Origin of the sequence: Roseomonas alba, assembly GCF_019430885.1 — a bacterium.
GTDB lineage: Bacteria > Pseudomonadota > Alphaproteobacteria > Acetobacterales > Acetobacteraceae > Neoroseomonas > Neoroseomonas alba.
Map to the genome: position 1 here is coordinate 67435 of NZ_JAHYBZ010000001.1, position 17370 is coordinate 84804.

19 protein-coding genes are annotated in these 17370 nt (G+C 70.4%); 6 read left to right on the forward strand and 13 right to left on the reverse strand.

Annotation, left to right across the window (positions count from 1 at the left end; all coding sequences use genetic code 11):
* Positions 1-46 precede the first annotated feature (46 nt).
* Positions 47-787, reverse strand: coding sequence for a metallophosphoesterase family protein (locus KPL78_RS00335; RefSeq protein ID WP_219760657.1), 741 nt, complete (start codon positions 785-787; stop codon positions 47-49).
* A gap of 78 nt (positions 788-865) precedes the next feature.
* Here KPL78_RS00335 and KPL78_RS00340 point away from each other — a divergent pair, with 78 nt between their 5' ends.
* Entirely contained in the window at positions 866-1549 is a 684-nt protein-coding gene (locus tag KPL78_RS00340; protein ID WP_219760658.1) for a DJ-1/PfpI family protein, read from the forward strand.
* Positions 1550-1970: 421 nt separating this feature from the next.
* On the opposite strand, the gene KPL78_RS00345 is transcribed toward KPL78_RS00340, so the two are convergent.
* Positions 1971-2579, reverse strand: a complete 609-nt coding sequence (locus tag KPL78_RS00345; protein ID WP_219760659.1) for a pyridoxamine 5'-phosphate oxidase family protein — start codon at positions 2577-2579, stop codon at positions 1971-1973.
* A 136-nt stretch (positions 2580-2715) separates the two neighbouring features.
* On the opposite strand from KPL78_RS00345, the gene KPL78_RS00350 reads away from it, so the two are divergent.
* Together KPL78_RS00350 and KPL78_RS00355 are read left to right on the forward strand one after the other, a co-directional pair.
* Positions 2716-3090 (forward strand): hypothetical protein, encoded by a 375-nt coding sequence (locus KPL78_RS00350; RefSeq protein ID WP_219760660.1) that lies wholly within the window; start codon positions 2716-2718, stop codon positions 3088-3090.
* 383 nt (positions 3091-3473) lie between these two features.
* Complete coding sequence (locus tag KPL78_RS00355; RefSeq protein WP_219760661.1) at positions 3474-4469, forward strand: aldo/keto reductase; 996 nt, start codon at positions 3474-3476, stop codon at positions 4467-4469.
* 427 nt (positions 4470-4896) lie between these two features.
* On the opposite strand, the gene KPL78_RS30015 is transcribed toward KPL78_RS00355, so the two are convergent.
* The 4 genes from KPL78_RS30015 to ispH form a co-directional block, all read right to left on the reverse strand.
* Positions 4897-5142 (reverse strand): hypothetical protein, encoded by a 246-nt coding sequence (locus KPL78_RS30015; RefSeq protein ID WP_408904471.1) that lies wholly within the window; start codon positions 5140-5142, stop codon positions 4897-4899.
* A 933-nt stretch (positions 5143-6075) separates the two neighbouring features.
* Entirely contained in the window at positions 6076-6528 is a 453-nt protein-coding gene (rnhA, locus tag KPL78_RS00365; RefSeq protein ID WP_219760662.1) for a ribonuclease HI, read from the reverse strand.
* Entirely contained in the window at positions 6525-7505 is a 981-nt protein-coding gene (locus KPL78_RS00370) for a homoserine kinase (protein WP_219760663.1), read from the reverse strand. Before KPL78_RS00370 ends, rnhA begins: the two co-directional genes overlap by 4 nt.
* On the reverse strand, positions 7505-8461 hold the full coding sequence (gene ispH, locus KPL78_RS00375) for a 4-hydroxy-3-methylbut-2-enyl diphosphate reductase (RefSeq protein WP_219760664.1): 957 nt from the start codon (positions 8459-8461) through the stop codon (positions 7505-7507). The genes KPL78_RS00370 and ispH overlap by 1 nt, the downstream gene beginning before the upstream one ends.
* Before the next feature lie 100 nt (positions 8462-8561).
* Here ispH and KPL78_RS00380 point away from each other — a divergent pair, with 100 nt between their 5' ends.
* Both KPL78_RS00380 and KPL78_RS00385 read left to right on the forward strand, forming a co-directional pair.
* Positions 8562-9104: a hypothetical protein gene (locus KPL78_RS00380; RefSeq protein WP_219760665.1), complete on the forward strand. Its 543-nt coding sequence runs from the start codon at positions 8562-8564 to the stop codon at positions 9102-9104.
* On the forward strand, positions 9101-9670 hold the full coding sequence (locus tag KPL78_RS00385; protein ID WP_369412582.1) for a histidine phosphatase family protein: 570 nt from the start codon (positions 9101-9103) through the stop codon (positions 9668-9670). Before KPL78_RS00380 ends, KPL78_RS00385 begins: the two co-directional genes overlap by 4 nt.
* Before the next feature lie 8 nt (positions 9671-9678).
* Here KPL78_RS00385 and KPL78_RS00390 read toward each other — a convergent pair whose 3' ends face one another.
* From KPL78_RS00390 to opgC, 5 genes are all read right to left on the reverse strand, one after another.
* On the reverse strand, positions 9679-10704 hold the full coding sequence (locus KPL78_RS00390; RefSeq protein WP_219760666.1) for an aspartate-semialdehyde dehydrogenase: 1026 nt from the start codon (positions 10702-10704) through the stop codon (positions 9679-9681).
* A 79-nt stretch (positions 10705-10783) separates the two neighbouring features.
* On the reverse strand, positions 10784-13105 hold the full coding sequence (locus KPL78_RS00395) for a methyl-accepting chemotaxis protein (protein ID WP_219760667.1): 2322 nt from the start codon (positions 13103-13105) through the stop codon (positions 10784-10786).
* Positions 13106-13152: 47 nt separating this feature from the next.
* A complete protein-coding gene (locus tag KPL78_RS00400; RefSeq protein ID WP_219760668.1) occupies positions 13153-13818 on the reverse strand; it encodes an NrsF family protein in 666 nt (221 codons plus the stop codon).
* Positions 13815-14468 (reverse strand): sigma-70 family RNA polymerase sigma factor, encoded by a 654-nt coding sequence (locus tag KPL78_RS00405; RefSeq protein WP_219760669.1) that lies wholly within the window; start codon positions 14466-14468, stop codon positions 13815-13817. The genes KPL78_RS00400 and KPL78_RS00405 overlap by 4 nt, the downstream gene beginning before the upstream one ends.
* A complete protein-coding gene (gene opgC, locus KPL78_RS00410; RefSeq protein ID WP_219760670.1) occupies positions 14465-15583 on the reverse strand; it encodes an OpgC domain-containing protein in 1119 nt (372 codons plus the stop codon). The genes KPL78_RS00405 and opgC overlap by 4 nt, the downstream gene beginning before the upstream one ends.
* 128 nt (positions 15584-15711) lie before the next feature.
* Here opgC and KPL78_RS00415 point away from each other — a divergent pair, with 128 nt between their 5' ends.
* The gene (locus tag KPL78_RS00415; protein WP_219760671.1) at positions 15712-16137 is read left to right on the forward strand and encodes a DUF1489 family protein; all 426 of its coding nucleotides are present in this window, start codon (positions 15712-15714) and stop codon (positions 16135-16137) included.
* A 303-nt stretch (positions 16138-16440) separates the two neighbouring features.
* On the opposite strand, the gene KPL78_RS00420 is transcribed toward KPL78_RS00415, so the two are convergent.
* On the reverse strand, positions 16441-16980 hold the full coding sequence (locus KPL78_RS00420; protein ID WP_219760672.1) for an NADH-quinone oxidoreductase subunit B family protein: 540 nt from the start codon (positions 16978-16980) through the stop codon (positions 16441-16443).
* Positions 16980-17360, reverse strand: coding sequence for a glyoxalase superfamily protein (locus KPL78_RS00425; RefSeq protein WP_219760673.1), 381 nt, complete (start codon positions 17358-17360; stop codon positions 16980-16982). Before KPL78_RS00425 ends, KPL78_RS00420 begins: the two co-directional genes overlap by 1 nt.
* Positions 17361-17370: the final 10 nt, after the last annotated feature.

Genomic DNA, 17370 nt, shown 5'->3' on the forward strand with positions numbered 1-17370 from the left:
GGGCATCTTCGCCCGATCGGGTGCTTCCACCTGATCGGGATCTGCTCTAGGCGACCGTGCCGGTCGCCATCGCGACGGCCCAGTCGGGGCGGCCATTCTCCGCCGCGCGGCGCGCCGCCGCGTCCCAGTCGTAGTCGAGCGCCAGCAGCTCCGCGCCCCAACGCCCGCGCCGCAGCGTCAGGATGGCGTAGCGGGCATGGGGCGATCGGTGCTCCAGACCCTTCGCCGCGACGGCGTCGGCGAAGATCGGGCAGCCGACGCTGCCGGGGTTGAGGATGGTGCAGCCCTCGGGCCCCTGCACCAGCGCCTGGCGATGGCTGTGCCCGCACAGCACCACGCCGCCCGGCCGCGCCGTGGCCCCGAGCCGCGCCGCGACGGTCGCGCGCTGCGCCGGAGCGAGGCGCCCATCCACCACCTCCTCCAGCAGATAGGTGCTGTCATCCATGGGTGTGCCATGCACGGCGAGGATCTCGGGCGTCACCTCAATGGTCGGTGGGAGGGCGTGCAGGATGGCGCGCTCGGCCTCGGTCAGCGCATCGCGGGCGAATCGGCCGGCCGGGGACAGCTTCTCCTCCGGCCATTCGAGGATCTGACGGTCGTGATTGCCGCGCACCGTCGGGATGTCGAGCCCAGCCAGACGATCGAAGGTCTCGCGCGGCCAGAGCGGGCTGGTGACGCAGTCGCCGAGATTCACCACCGCATCGACGCCGCGCAACTCGATGTCGGCCAGCACCGCGTCGAGCGCGAGCAGGTTCCCATGGATGTCGGATATCACCGCGAGGCGCATGGCTGGTCTCCTTCACCGTGCCGCAGGGTGGCGGCGCCCGCCGCCGCATGCCAGCCTGGGCGTGGGAGGATTACCACCATGACCGCACCGCTCCGCTTCGGCCTGCTGCTGTTCCCGCGCCTGACGCAGCTCGACATGACGGGACCCTTCGAGGTGCTCTCGCGCGTCCCTGGCGGCACGGTCCACCTGGTCTGGAAGACGCGCGATCCGGTCGCGGCCGATACCGGCCTGACCATGCTGCCGGATACGGATTTCGCGACCTGCCCGCAGCTCGACGTGATCTGCGTGCCGGGCGGCCCCGGGGTCGCGGCGTTGATGGAGGATGCGGAGGTCCTCGCCTTCCTGCGCCGCCAGGCGGACGGGGCGCGCTTCGTCACCTCGGTCTGCACCGGCGCGCTGGTGCTGGGAGCGGCGGGCCTGCTCAAGGGCGTGAGGGCGACGACGCACTGGGCGAGCCACGATTTCCTCGCCGCGCTGGGCGCGGTGCCGGAGCATGCGCGCTGGGTGCGCGACGGCCGCGTCGTCACCGGCGGCGGCGTGACGGCGGGGATCGACTTCGCCCTGGCGCTGGTGGCGGAGATGGTCTCGCCCGAGGCAGCGCAGGCCATCCAGTTGCAGATCGAATACGCCCCGTCGCCGCCCTTCGCGGCCGGTTCGCCCGAGACGGCGCCGCCGGCGGTGCTGGCGGCGGCGAAGGCGCGTGGGGCGGGGATGCGGGCGGAACGGGAAGCGCTGGTGGCCCGCGTCGCCGCGCGGCTGTGACTCGGATCAGCAGTCCCTTTTTCTGATCGGTGGAACCGAGAGGGGCTTTGCCCCTCTCGGGCTCTCCCCATCAAAGGCCGCAGGGCCTTTGGAAACCTTGGCCTGGCGCCGGCCTCGACGATCCGGCCATCATCAGACGCGCGTTTCGTGCTCGACGCCAGGAAGCGTGACCGAGCGCTGCGCACCATGCTCGCTTCGACACCGCGAAAGGAGCTTCGCGCCCCACGCCAAGTATCGGTTTCCAAAGGCCCTGTGGCCTTTGGTGGGGAGGGGGCCGGGGAGGGGCAAAGCCCCTCCCTGTCGTGCCGCGTGTCCCATCTTCGCACTCATGCGGCGGCGCCCGCCCCGATCGCCGGTGATGAGCCTTGGTACCCACGGACCGTCCGGACATCCGCCGTGCGGCGCGTGTCCAGACGCTCCCTCACCACATCGTCTTGGCCGCGCGCGCCGGCCATTCGCGGTCATAGGCTTCGCCGCCCGTCTCGCCCTGGCTCATGGTCGCGAGGATCTGTCCCGGTGTCGGCAGGCTGCCCGGCGCGGCGTGGCGCGACGGATCCCACAGTGCCGACCGCACCACGGCGCGGGCGCATTGGAAGAACAGCTCCTCGATCGCGATCACCATCACCGAGCGCGGTGCCGCGCCCTCGACCGCGAAGGAGGCCAGGAGATCCGGGTCGATCGACAGATGCGCCCGCCCGTTCACCCGCAGCGTGGTGCCCGATCCGGGGATGAGGAACAGCAGCCCCACGCGCGGGTCGCGCACCACATTGCGCAGGCTGTCCACGCGGTTGTTGCCGCGCCGGTCGGGCATCAGCAGGGTGCGGTCATCGGCGATGCGGACCAGCCCATGCGCGTCGCCGCGGGGCGAGGCATCCAGCCCCTCCGGCCCCGCTGTGGCGAGGACGAGGAAGGGCGAGGCCTCGATCAGGCGCCGGTATTCCGGGGTGAGCCGATCCGCCACCTTCGCTGTCGAGGCGAGGTTGGGGATGCCGTAGAGCGCTTCCAGCGCCTCCACCGTCTCGATGCGCATGCGCGTCCTCCGCTGCCAGTGCCTGACGCCCGATAGGCCGCCCGGCGCAGGCCGGGTAGGCGGAGGACCGGGCAGCCTCTCCGTGTTCACGGGACCTTCATCAGCGCGGCGGCATCATGCGCGTCGGAGGCCGTCCATGGACACCGCGACCCAGGCGATCGGAGAGGCCGAGCGCGAGGCCCGCACCCGCATCGCCCGCCATCTGCAGGAACTCCATCGCCTGCACCTCGCCCTGGCCGATGAGAGCCGGGCCTTGAAGCGCTTCACCACCGATGGGCAGGCCGGGATCGAGATCGCTCTCGCGACCGAGATGCTCGAACAATACATGGGCGCGAGCGCGGGGTTCCTGGAGAACATGCGCGGCCGCTTCGAGGCGCGCCTGGCTCTGCTGCGGCGGGGTGAGCCGGCCTTCGACGCCCGGCCGGACCGGGCGCCGGAGCATGGCACCTTCTGGCTGGGCTTCTCGCGGCTCTGCGCCGTGTTGCGGCGCTGTGGCGGGGTGAGTGGCTGAACGGGGCCGGCCGATAGGGCGGGAGGCACGCTCTCCGAAGAGCGGCCGCGCGACGCCACGTACCCGGTTGATCGCGAGCAGACGATGCGCGCATCGCGCTGCGGTTCACCGATCCTCCGCTGCGTCACTCTTGCCACCGTGTCGCGACACGGCATCGTGTGAGCGGCGAGAAGCCCCGTGGAGCGCCGGTCGTGCCGATGAGCCGCCGATCCTGTCCTTCCTGACACTGGACACGACGCCACGGCCGTGCCGATCATCGACCGACATCGGCATGCGCGCCTGCCGTGTCCCATCCGGCAGACATGGTCCTCATGGCGTGCGGTGACGCGCGGCCTGGTCGCTGTTCGCCTCTCACCCCAGCAAAAACGTGGGATCACCCGACAATGAAGCACGTGACCTTCGGCGGAACCGGCCTTCGCGTCTCTGCGCTGTGCCTTGGCACCATGACCTTCGGCCTGCAATGCGACGAGGCCAGCAGCAACGCCATCATGGATCGCGCGGCTGAAGGCGGCATCGACTTCTTCGACACAGCGGATGTCTATCCCCTCGGCGGCGGCGCGGACACCAGGGGGCGCACCGAGGAGATCGTCGGCGCCTGGCTCAAGGGCAAGCGCCACGACGTCATCCTCGCGACCAAATGCGCCGGCGTGATGGGCCCGAAGCCGTGGGACCAGGGGATGTCGCGCAAGCATGTGCTCGACGCGATCGATGAGTCGCTGAAGCGGCTCGGCACCGACTATGTCGATCTCTACCAGCTCCATCGCTACGATCCACGCACGCCGATCGACGAGGTGCTGGAAGCGCTCGACACCGTCGTGCGCAGTGGCAAGGCGCGCTATGTCGGCGTGTCGAACTGGCCGGCCCACAAGCTCGCCCGCGCCATCGGCCGCAGCGAGACGCGCAACCTGGTGCGCATCGCCTCGTGCCAGCCGCGCTACAATCTCCTCTTCCGCGGCTATGAGCGCGACATGCTGCCACTCTGCGCCGAGGAGAGCATTGCCGTCATTCCCTACAATCCGCTTGCCGGTGGCATGCTGACCGGCAAGCACAGGGGCGATGCGCCGCCGCCTGCAGGATCGCGCTTCACGCTCGGCAATGCCGGCCCGCGATACCAGGAGCGCTACTGGAACCAGCGCGAGTTCGAGACCATCGAGGCGCTGAAGCCCGTCGCCGCGGAAGCGGGGATGAGCATGGCCACCATGGCGATGCGCTGGGTCCTGTCGAACCCGGCGATCACGGCGCCGATCGTCGGCGCGAGCCGGCCGGAGCAACTGGCGGACAGCCTCGCTGCGGCGACGGACGGCCCGCTTCCGCCCGATCTCAAGGCGAAGCTCGACGACCTGACGCATGAATGGCGTGCCGTGGATGCCGAACGCTAGGACCGACATCGCCTTCTGGCCGTCTCGTCTCCTGAGCTGTGGAGCCGAGAAGGGCCTCGCACTTCCCAGGTGCATCGCAGCAGGGCACCCGGTTCACAGAGCTTCGCACCGCGCATCGGCGCCCGCATCGCCCGAAAGGCCATTGCAAATCTCACGCTGCGTCGTGCTCCACCGGCAGAACTAGCGCCGAGACGCGCCGCGCACCGGACGAGGAACGGAGCGCCCGCACTTCGCGGCGCCAAGTGACGGTTTCCAAAGGCCCTGTGGCCTTTGGCGGGGTGATTTGGAGGGGCGGCGCCCCTCCAATCTCCCAACCTCACCGATCATCGAGACAGGGCCGCTGGTATCGCCTCCGTGCCGGCCGTCATCGGCTCTGCGCGATGATGCCGGGCCGCGCCAATGCCGTCGCGGTCTCGCGGCCTCTTGCTCAGCGTGTCGTTGGCGTCACCGGTGTCGCGTTGGGCACCGGCCGCGAACCGCGCGGTTCGATCTGCACGGTCGCGGTCATGCCGGCCACGAGCCGCGGCCCTTCCGGTACTTGGTCGATATGCACGCGCACGGGGATGCGCTGGGCCAGGCGCACCCAGGTGAAAATCGGGTTGACCGCCGCGAACCCCTGTAGGCTCGGCCGTGCATTTGGCGATGCTGATGCCGCGCGCGATGCCGACAACATGCCCCCGGAGCAACGGTGCGTCGCCCATCAGCCGGATGAGCGCCGGGTCGCACGAACTGGTTGTCGACCACCGGCAGCGCGACGATCCGGCCGTCGACTTCGGGCGCCACCGTGACGACATAGGCACGCACCGTGCCGTCACGGGTCCAGGGACCTTCCATATAGGCACCCCAGACGAACCAGCCGGGGCACCCACCGCGACCGCGACCGTCGCCAGGCTGAGCGCCACGGGCCGCCGCCTGGCTCTGCGCCAGCAGTGCCGCTGGCCGGGCGCACCATTGCCCGGGCGCTCCGTGGCGCATGAGCAGGCGCGGCCCGAAGAGCAGTGCGGGGAGTGCGCCAGCGCGGATGGCCGGAAGGAGGCGCTTCGCGGTGTCGCTCGGCGGGATGATGGCGGTACTCGCTGACGCGCTGCATCTCCTCGTCGTCGCGTCGCAGGCGGTGTCGCAATTGCATCGCGCCACGGCCCACAGGTGCCGCGTCACGCGCCGGCCGGCATCCCCTGAACTGACTATTGGCGTTGCGCCTGGCGGCGATCTGCCGCGGCGGCCCCGTGGCCCGCAGCGGCACTGAATTCCGGCTGAACCTGGGCAACAAGGGCGAGGCCAGCCCATGTGGGATGAACGGTGGCGACCATCGGGCCAATTGCGCCCGGCACGCTCCGCGCGGCACCGGCATGATTCGTGTGCTGGCCGCTCGACGGCACTGCCGGTGCTTCCATCCGGGGGGGAGCGAGATTCGCGCCTCGTAGGCGCCGATGCCGCAGAATGGCGGGATCGCCATCCTTCCCCGGGACCGCGACGCCTCGCCGTGGTCAGTCGGGACCGCCGAGGGACGACCGCAGGCCCGCCCCGACGGAATACTGCATATGGCTGGTGTTGCGCGCCCCGCCATCGGTACGCGGAACTCCGTACGGGCCTGGCCCGCAGTGCCCTACGGTTCCGCGGCCTTCCGTGCCGCCGTGGCCAGGGCATCCGCGCGTTCGTTCATCGGGTCCCCGGCATGGCCTCGCACCCAGCGCCATTCGACCTCGTGCGGCTTGGCCGCGGCCAGCAGCCGCTGCCAAAGATCGAGGTTCTTCACAGGCTCTTTCGCCGCATTGCGCCAGTTGCTGCGCACCCAGCCGTGAATCCAGCGGCTGATGCCGTTGCGGACATATTCGCTGTCGGTGTGCAGCGCGACCTGGCAGGGCTTCTTCAACGCCTCCAGCGCCATGATCGCCGCGGTCAGCTCCATGCGGTTGTTGGTCGTCTCCGCTTCGCCGCCGGACAGTTCACGCTCGTGTTCCCCGAAACGCAGGATGGCCGCCCAGCCGCCCGGCCCAGGATTGGGCTTGCAGCCGCCATCGGTCCAGATCTCGACGAGGGGACGCGGATCGGCGCTCACAGCCCGAGCGCGCCCGGGCTTTCGGCCTGCACGAAGAAGCGCAGCTTGCGCAGGTATTCCAGCGGATCCTTGCGGGTGACCAGCGCGCCGTCGGGCGTATGCGTCCAGTCGTACAGCCGCGTCAGCAGGAAGCGTAGCGCCGCGCCGCGGCCCAGTACCGGCAGCGCCGCGCGTTCGGCCTGCGCCATCGGCCGCACGGACTCATAGGCGGACAGCAGCGCCCGCGCCTTGGTCACGTTGAAGGAGTAGTCCGACTCGAAGCACCAGGCGTTCAGGCAGATCGCGACGTCATAGGCGTAGAGATCGGTGCAGGCGAAATAGAAGTCGATCAGCCCCGAGACCCGCGGCTTTCCGTCCTGATCCGGCAGGAAGAAGACATTGTCGGGAAACAGATCGGCATGGATATGCCCGCGCGGCAGCGTGTCCGGCGCCGGCCAGGCGGCGAGGATGCCGGTCAGCGCCGCATCCAGCTCCGCGATCAGCCCCGGCTGCACCTCGTCCCCCCGTGCGCGGCAGCCATCAAGCAGCGGGGCCCAACCCGCGGGACCCAGCGCATTCGGGCGTTGGATGGGGAAGCCCTCGCCGGCGCGATGCATGCGCGCGAGTGCCTCGCCCAGCGGCGCGCAATGTTCCGGGCGCACCCGGCGCGGCCAGACGCCGGGCAAGAAGGTCACGATCGCCGCCGGCCGCCCGCACAACTCGCGCAGCGCCGCCCCGTCACGCGCCGGCACCGGCGTCGGGCAGGCCAGCCCGTGCACCGCCATGTGCTCCATCAGCCCAAGGAAATAGGGCAGTTCCATCCGGTCCACGCGCTTCTCGTAGAGGGTGAGGATGAAATCGCCCGCCTCGGTCTTCAGCGCGTAGTTGGAATTCTCCACCCCCTCGGCGATGCCGCGGAAGGCCAGCAGTTCGCCGAGCGCATAGTCGGAGAGGAAGGCGCGCAGCGCCTCATCCGTCACTTCGGTATAGACGGCCATCAGGCGTGGGCGCGCATGGGGGGAATACGGAAGATCACGTCCTCGGTCGCCACGGTCACATCCTCGACGCTGACGGCGAAGCGTTCCCGCAGCCGGTCCAGCACTTCCTGCACAAGAATCTCGGGGGCCGAGGCGCCGGCGGTGATGCCCACCGTCACGCAGCCATCGGCGAGCATGGGGTCGAGTTCCGCACCCCGCTGCACCATCACCGCGCGCGGCGCGCCGGCGCGTTCGGCGACCTCCCGCAGCCGCACGGAATTGGACGAGTTCGGCGCGCCCACCACGATGACCAGGTCGGACCGTGCCGCCACCGCCTTCACCGCCGCCTGGCGGTTGGTGGTGGCGTAGCAGATGCTTTCCTTCGCCGGCTCGGTGATGTCGGGGAAGCGGTCGCGCAGGATGGCGACGATCTCCGCCGTGTCGTCCACCGACAGCGTGGTCTGCGTCGTATAGGTCAGTTCGACGCCCTCGGGCGGCTGGACGCGGCGCGCGGCTTCGGCATCCTCGATCAGCGTCATGGCACCTTCGGGCAGCTGGCCCATGGTGCCGACCACCTCGGGATGGCCCTCATGGCCGATCAGGAACAGGTGGCGGCCGCGGGCGTGGTGGCGTTCAGCCTCCCGATGCACCTTGCTGACCAGCGGGCAGGTGGCGTCGAGGAAGTACATCTCGCGCTGCTTCGCTTCCGCCGGCACCGATTTCGGCACGCCATGGGCGGAAAAGACCACCGGCTGCCCGTCATCCGGCACTTCCGACAGCTCGTCCACGAAGACGGCGCCGAGGTGTTCCAGCCCCTCGACCACGAAGCGGTTGTGCACGATCTCGTGCCGGACATAGACCGGGGCGCCGTGGCGCTTCAGCGCCTCCTCCACGATCCGCACCGCGCGGTCCACCCCGGCGCAGAAGCCGCGCGGGCCGGCGAGCAGGACATGGAGGGCAGGCTTCTCGGGGATCATCTCGGTTCCGGATCGGGGAAGGGCAGGTTGCGGCCTGTCCCGGGCGGGCGGCACACTATAGATGGGGCGCCCGGGATCAAAGGGGGCAGGAAAGGTGGCGGTGATGCGGCTGAATGCGGTGGCTTGTGTGATGGCGACGACGGTGCTGGCGGGGTGCGGCCCCACGGGCTACGAGACGGCCCGGCCTGCGCCATGCCCGCGCATCACCATCCTCGCCGATGGTGCGGACCTGACGCGCTACAGGCCCGGTGCGGTGCCTGACCTTGCTTCCATGACCGCGGATGCCCGGCTGATCGGGTTCCAGGCGCGTTGCGACTACACCGACCGTCGGCGGTCCGTGGTCGCGGCGATCAGCGCCGTGTTCGAGGTCGAACGTGGCCCGGGCGCGACGGGTCAGGCGGCGGTGGAATTGCCCTGGTTCATCGCCGTGACCGACGCCAACGACTCGCAACTGATCGACCGGCGCGAATTCGTCACGCCCATCACCTTTGAGGGTAATGCCAATCGCGTCCGGGTGCAGAGCCGCCCCGTCTCCTTCAACTTCCCGGCGGATGAGCGCCTGGTCGAGAATCACAACGTCCGCCTGTCCTTCCAGGTCACCCGCGAGGAGTTGGAGGCCAACCGCCGCCGCGGGCCGCGGTGAGCGGGCAGGGGATCTTCGTCTCCCACCCCGAGGTGGTGATCGATCCGGCGATCCCGGTGCCGCGCTGGGTGCTGGCGGATGAGGGCATCGCCCGCATGCGGCGCCTAGCCGCCGATCCGGACCTGGCCGGGCTTTCCGCTGTCTGGGCGAGCGATGAAGCGAAGGCGATCGAGGCCGCGGGCTTTCTCGCCGCACGTTTCGGCCTGCCGGTGCAGGTCCATCCCGGCCTGGCCGAGATGGATCGGTCCAGCACAGGCTATCGCCCGCGGGCGGCGTTCGAAGGTCTGGCTGACGCCTTCTTCGCCCGGCCGGAGGAAAGCGTCGAAGGCTGGGAGCGAGCGGTGGATGCGCAGCGGCGCGTGGTCGCGGCGGCAACCGGGATCGTCGCGCGGCATGGCGGCGGCACGCTGGCGCTGGTCGGACATGGCGGCACCGGCACGCTGCTGATGTGTGCCTGGGCGGGGTTGCCGATCGCCCGCCGGCACGACCAGCCGAAGGCCGGCTGCCGCTGGCGGTTCAGCCTGAACCCGCCCGCCGTGATCGAGGGCTGGCAGCCCATCGGCTGACGACCGCATCAGCCGCCGGTGATGAGCCCCTTGCTGTGCAGTTCCTCGGCGATCTGCACTGCGTTCAGCGCCGCGCCCTTGCGGAGGTTGTCGGCGACGCACCAGAAGGCCAGCCCGTGCGGCACGGTCGGGTCCTTGCGCAGCCGGGAGATGTAGACCGCGTCCTCGCCCGCGATTTCGAGCGGCGTCGCATAGCCGCCATCGTCGCGCGTATCGAGCACGGTGACACCCGGCGCCTCTCGCAGCGCCTCGCGTGCCTGGCGCTCGGTGATGGGCTTCTCGAATTCCACATGCACCGCCTCGCCATGGCCGATCATCACCGGCACGCGCACGCAGGTGGCGATCACCTGGATGTCGGGGTCGAGGATCTTCCGAGTCTCGACCATCATCTTCCATTCCTCCTTCGTGGCGCCGTCATCCATGAAGCGGTCGATATGGGGAATGACGTTGAAGGCGATGGGCTTGGTGAACTGCTCGGGGGTCGGCGGATCGTTGACGAAGATGCCGCGCGTCTGGGACCACAGCTCGTCCATCGCCTCCTTCCCCGCGCCCGAGACGGACTGATAGGTCGCGACCACCACCCGCTTCACCTTCGCGATGTCGTGCAGCGGCTTCAGCGCCACCACCATCTGGATGGTCGAGCAATTGGGGTTCGCGATGATCCCTTTCTTCGGGCGCTTGGCGATGGCCTGCGGGTTCACCTCCGGCACCACCAGCGGCACGCCGGGTTCCATGCGGAACTGGGAGGTATTGTCGATGACGAGGCATCCCGCCGCCGCGGCGCGGGGTGCATGCACCGCCGAAATCGCGGCCCCCGGCGAGAACAGCCCGAGATCCGTCCCGGCGAAATCGTAGCGATCCAGGTCCCGCACCTTCAGCACCGTCTTCGGCCCGAAGGAGATTTCGGTCCCGGCTGAGCGTCCCGAGGCCAGCGCCACCACCTCGCGCACCGGGAACTCGCGTTCGGCAAGGGTCTTGATGATCTCGCGCCCCACCGCCCCGGTGGCGCCGACGACCGCGACCTTGTAGCTCATGGGGGCGCCTCCTCTGTGCGGAAAGACCGCTCCCATACGGCAGGCGCCGCCCCTTGGGAACGGCGCCCGCCCGGTTTGGCTAGGCGGCGCGGATGGCCCGCAGGAAGCCGGCCGAGCGTTCCCGCAGCGTTGCCGCATCGCCGGACAGCGCGCCGGAGGCCTCCAGCACCGCGCCCGCCGACCCGCCGGTCGCCTCGGAAGCGGCGCGAATGCCCTCCATGCGCTGCGCCACGGTGCCGGTTGCCTCGGCGACCTGGGCGGCGCTGCGGGCGATCTCGCGCGTCGTCGCGCCCTGTTCCTCGACCGCGGCGGCAATGGCGGTGGCGATGTCGCTGGTGCGGTCCACCGTGGCGCCGATGGCGCGGATCGCCTCGACCGCCTGGTTCGTGGCACCCTGCATCTCGCTGATCTGGCGGGCGATCTCCTCGGTCGCCTTGGCGGTCTGGCCGGCGAGGTTCTTCACCTCACTGGCGACGACGGCGAAACCCTTGCCGGCCTCGCCCGCGCGGGCCGCTTCGATCGTGGCATTGAGGGCGAGCAGGTTGGTCTGCCCCGCGATCTCCCCGATCAGCCGCACCACGTCGCCGATGCGCGCGGCCGCCTCGGCGAGGCCCCGCACGGTGGAATCGGTCGCCTTGGCCTCGGCCACGGCGCGGCGGGCGACCTCGGCGGCCTCCGCGACGCGGCGGGTGATCTCCTCGACCGACGCGGCCATTTCCTCGGCGGCGGCGGCGACCGCCTGCACATCGGCATTGGCCTGCATGCCGGCCTCGGAGACGGCGACCGCCTCGCGCCCGCCGGCGGCCGCGGCCTCGGTCAGGGTGCGCGCGGCATCCTGCATGCGGCCGGCGGCGGTCGCGACGGAATCGACCACCGCGCCGATATCGGCCTCGAAGGTGTCGGCGAGACGCGCCTGTTCCGTCACCCGCTGCCAGGCCAGCATGGCGCCGACATATTCGCCCGTGGCGTCGCGCAGCGCCGTGATGCTGAGGTCGAGCATTTCGGGGCCGATCGGCACGCGCGCCCGATGCGGCAGCGTCGCGGCATCGGCCACCACGGCGCGGATCTCCTCGGGCTTCTGCTCGAAGATGTCGACCTTGCTGCCGACGATCTGGTCCGGCTGATGCGCCAGATGCTCGCGCAGCGGCATCATCAGTTCCTGCGCGAAGCCATTCGCATAGGTGATGGTGAAGTCGCGGCGCGGATCGGCGACTACGACGCCCAGCGGCATCTGCTCGATCATCTGGCCGCGGCTGAAGGCCTCGCCCACAGTGACGCGCAGTTCCTCCACCGCCTCGGCGATGCGGCCGATCTCGTCACGGCGGCCGCGGTCGGTCACGGTCACGTCGGCATTGCCGCCGGCGATGCCCGCGATGGTCGCCGCCATGCGGCGCAACGGCGCGCCCACGGTGCGGGCCAGCGCGAAGGCCGACAGCAGGAGCACCAGCGCGATGGCGCCGGCGGCGAGGAAGACCAGCCGTGTCTGCCGGGCGAGGGATGCCTCGACGGCCTCGCCGGCTGCCTTGTCCATCTCCCGCAGGCGGCCATTCGCGGCAGCGACCGCGGCGATCAGCGCATCGCGCGCCGGTGAGGCCTGTTCCTGCGTGAACTTGTCCAGTTCGGTGCCGCGCTCGATGGTGGCCAGCGCGCCGGCCGAGGCCTGCTCCGCGATACGCCCGATGCGCTCCAGCTCCTCCTTGACCCGCGGATTGGCCGCGGCGGTGGACACCGCGCCGCGCAGATGCACCCGCGCCTGGGCTGCGGACCGGCGCGCGCGCTGCGCCTGCGCGGCATCGCCGGTGGCGAGGTAGCGTAGGGTCGAGGCGCGCATGTCGTTCACCCCTTGGTGCGACGCCATGAAGCGCGTGCGCGCGTCATCCCTCGTGTCACCCGACAGGTCGAACTCGATCGCGGCGTTCGCGCCCTCGAAGGCCTGGTCGTATTCCGCTGCGCGCGCGAGGAAGTCCTGATCGCGCGCGCTCAGGATGGCGATGCGCTGCGACGCCTGTTCGCCCATCAGCCGCGCATACTCGCCCGCTGCCGCGATCAGCCGGTCGAGCAGCGCGTCCGTCGCGGCGTCCTGCACGACGTCGCGCGCGCGCCGCGCCTGGTCGCCGGTGACGGTCAGCGAGGCCACGGCGCGCTCGCGCGCGGCCTCGACATCGGGCGCCCGATTGGCCGCGAGCATCGTGCGTATATGCGTCGGGGCTTCCGAAGCCGCGCTGATGGCCGCGGTCAGGAGGCTCGTCGCCTCACCGAGGCGGACCTGCTGCGCGACGGTGGCGGACAGGTCCCGTCCGGTCAGTGCCACCGTGCCGGCGATGCCACCCAGCATGGCGAGGGCGAGCAGGCTCGAGGTCAGCAGTTTCAGTCCGACGGACAGGTTCAGGAAGGCGCGCATGGAGGCCTCGTTGCAAGGACGTTGCCTCCAGTATGTCTGCCGGGCCCTTAAGCCGCGGTGAAGCGAGCCGCTGCGCGGTCCTCCCAGGACCGCCCGAAGGCGAGGAACAGCCCCACTACAATGAGCGTCATGCCGACATGCCAGACCAGGGCCTCGGCCGCGCCGTCGAGTTCATGGAACAGCCACAGCCCCGCCGCCGACAGTGCCGCGCCGGCCAGCCCACCCATCGCCGCGACCGGCAGCGGCCGGATGCCGGCAGCATAGCGCAGCACCCAGATCAGCGATCCCGACAGCGGGATACCGACGCCGAGGATGAAACCCACGCAGCCCCAGGACATACCGGGCACCAGCGCCTGCGGCCCGATGCGCAACAGGTCGGCGAGACAGCCGAAGCCGAGCGTGCCGACCCACAACACCGCCGCCGGCAGCGGCAACAGCACCCAGCGCGGCGAGCGGTCCGGCAGGGCGAGCTGGAAGGCGGCGATGGTCGCGAGCACCCCGGTCGCACCCGAGGCGATCCATTGCAGCATCTCCTGCACATCGACCATGCGCGCGGCGAGGTCCGGGCGCGGCCCATGCCAGGCCACCGCACCGGCGATCAGCAGGAAGGCGAAGGCGAGCCAGGCGGCGGCGCGGCGCAGCGGCGGCGCGAGCCGGTGCACCGGCCGCAGATCGGCGGACAGGCGGGTGATCAGCTCCTCGGTGGTGCTCACGGCTTGTCCTCCGCGCCGAGGCGTCGGCGCAGCGTCCGCAGCGCGCGATGCGTCGCCACTTTGAGCGCGCCGACCGACAGGCCCGAGCGCCGCGACGCCTCGGCGAGCGGCAGGTCCTCGAGCTTGGCGAGGCGCAGCGCGGTGCGCTGGCTCTCCGGCAATTCGGCCACGGCGTCGCGCAATTCGCGCCCGGCAACCCGGTCCTCGCCATTCCCGGCATCGGGCGCGGCGAGGGTTTCGGCATGGTCGTCGATCGGCGTCTCGCGCCCGGCGCCGCGACCGCGCCGGCGCAGCCGGTCGATGCAGCGGCGCTCTGCGATGGCGACGATCCAGGGGCGCAGCGGGCGGGACGGGTCGTAGGTGGCAATCATCCGGTGCATCGTCAGCAGCGTGTCCTGCACGGCATCCTCGGCCTCGTGGCTGTCGCGGATGCGGCGGCGGGCGATGGCGCGCAGCAGCGGCAGGCAGTCGCGCAGCAGCATGTCATAGGCGCGCGCATCGCCCGCCTGCGCCGCGACCATCCAGGATTCCCATCGCCCGTCGCTCTCGCCCGTCACGGCGCGTCCCTTGCTTCGTGACGGCACACTAGGCCGGCTGCGCGTCGCGTTGAAGCGCAGCGGGGCGAGGAAGCAATCGGCGGTGGCGCTCATCGCGCCACCAGCGCCGGGGGCAGGCGCCGCCGTTCGGTCAGCACCCCCTGCGCGAGCAGGATGCCGACCCCGAGCAGCGTCAACACCGGATCGAGCCACCAGGCGCCCGGTGCGAGGCGGAAGGCGACGGTCACGCCCCAGGCCAGGAACAGCCCGGTGCGGAACACGTCGAGGCTATGCCGCCCCGCCGCCGCCATGAGCTGTGCGAGCGGATGGTGCATCCAGGGCGCATCCTTCGGCACCAGCACCGCGACCAGATAGGCCAGCGCCAGCGCATGCAGCAGGGCGAGCGGGCCCAGATGCGTCTTGGAGGTGAGGATGGCGAGCGTCTCGCTGTCGATCGCGGGGTCGATGCGCTGGATGATGCTCCAGCTCATGCCGGCCAGCACCAGCATCACCGAGGCCGCGATCGCCCAGCCATGGCGCCGTACCGCGCCGCCCCACAGCAGCGCCCGCCGCCCGAACCAGGCGCCGAGCATGAAGACGAACTGCCAGGCCAGCGGCTCCAGCCCCGTCCCCGACAGGGCTGGCCAGTGCCACAGCCCGAACTGCACCCCGCCCCAGAGCAGCGCCGGGACGATCAATGCCGGGACACCGATCCGGTGCGTCAGCCACAGGAAGCCGGGAAGTGCCAGCATGGACAGGATGAAGACCGGCAGGATGTCCATGAAGACCGGCATGTAGAGCAGCAGCGCGGCGGCCGGCAGCGCGAGGAAGGGATGGTGCGCGAGCGGCCCCCAGCCCAGGCGGGTCACTTCCCCGGGCAGGGGAATGCCCATCTCCGACCACAGGATCAGCGCGCCGGTCATCAGGAACAGCAGCAGATGCACCAGCCACAGCCGGAAGGCCCGGCGCCAGATGTCGCGCGCCGCGGCCCAGGCGCCCTCGCGTTCGGATTTCAGCGTATGCACGGAGGCCAGCACGAAGCCCGAGAGGAAGAGGAACTGCTCCGAACTGTCTGAAAACCCCCAGGCGGCATGGATTCCGTAGGACCCGAATGCCGACCCCACCGCATGCGCCCCGAAGATCGACACCTGCAGCCAGCCGCGGATGACGTCGAGGCGCACGTCGCGCGGGGGACGGGCAAGGGCGCGCGTCGCGGTCGAGGGGGCCATGTAGTCTGCTCTCCGGGACGGCCGGGAGGGCCGCCTTCCTTACCCACCCTTCGTTCCCCGATACGAAGCGGTTACGCGTGGTGTCTTCCCTCTTGCCGACTCGTCCCCGGGGGCGACATGGATGGGCTGTGCTGCACCTGATCAAGCTGTCCGTCGGCCCCAAGGACGTCGCCGCCCTCGCGGCGCTGCAGAAGGAGAGGCTGCGCAGCGATCCCCCGCTGCGCGCCTGGACCCGCATGTTCCCCAAGAGGATCGACGAAATCACGGATGGTGGGTCGATCTACTGGGTGGTCGGCGGCTTCGTCCGTGTGCGCCAGCGCATCCTGGGCCTGCGCGAGGAGCAGTGGGACGACGACACGCCCTGCGCCGCCCTGCTGCTCGACCCGACCCTGGTGCTGGTGGAAGCGCGGCCGGTGAAGGCATTCCAGGGGTGGCGGTATCTCAAGCCCGAGGAAGCGCCGCCGGATGTGGCGACGGATCGGCCTGCGGCGGTCGGTCTGGAGAGCCTGCCGCCGAAGCTGCGGCGCGACCTCGCGGAGTTGTGTCTCATCTGATGGCGCGGGAGAGGGGCTTCGCCCCTCCCTGAAACCCCACCCCACCAAAGGCTGAAAGGCCTTTGGAAACCGATACTTGGCTCCTGACATCACGAACGGCGCCGAAATGACGCAGGTCGCCCGGGCGGCGTGGGGGCACTCGTCCTCGTTGCAACGAATTAAGGTCTCTTCCACCGGACCGAGAGCTGGCCACTGGCAGTTTCACACCTGTCGCGGCGGCTTATTCCCGGCAGGCCGCTGCTCGACTGGCTCCGCTTCGGCGGAGTCTTTAGGCCCGGCTGGAGCAATCCAGCCGGGCCGATTTTATCGGGCCGCCCGGATCGGCGGCGTCTCCGCCTCCAGCAGCGATAGCAGGCCCTCGAGCAGTTGCTCGGGCGAGGGCGGGCAGCCAGGGATCAGCAGATCGACCGGCAGCACGGCACCGACCCCGCCATGCACCGCATAGCAGCCCTTGAAGACACCGCCATCGACGGCGCAATCGCCGGCGGCAACCACCCAGCGCGGTTCGGGCGTGCAGGCCAGCGCGCGTTCCATCGCCTCGGCCATGTTCGCGCAGGCCGGGCCGGTCACCAACAACACATCGGCATGCTTGGGGGAGGCGACGAAGCGCAGCCCGAAGCGTTCCAGGTCATAGGCCACGTTCTGCAGCGCGTTGATTTCCAGCTCGCAGCCATTGCAGGACCCACTGTCCACCTCGCGGATCGCCAGGCTGCGGCCGAGCCGCGTCCGCGCCATGGTGGCCAGCCGTTCGGCCAGCGCCGCGACAGTCGGTTGCGGCACCGGCGGCGCGGCGTCGGTGAGGGGCTTGCCGACCAGGGCGCGGGCGAGGCGGGGCCAGAGCATCAGGCGCACTCCGCGATACGTTCGGAGAAGACCAGGCGATTGCCGAAGGGATCGGCGATGTCCATGTCGCGCCAGCCCCAGGGCTGGTCGTGCAGGCCCGGCCGCGCGTGGCGATAGGCCTTGGCCGTCAACTCGGCGTGGAAATCCGCGAGTCCTGTCATGCGCAGGATCAGCTTGGTCCCCGGCGTGCCGTCGCCGAAATGCTCGCTGAGGAAGAGCAACAGCCCGCCGCGCGAGACCTGCGCGAAGATCGGCAGGTCGGGTGCGAAGCGATGCTCCCAATCCCAGCTCATGCCGAGGAAATCGACGTAGAACTCGCGTGCCTTGGCGACATCAAAGATGCGCAGGACGGGGATGGTCTCGTCGAAGAGGATGGTCATGAGGCGCCCC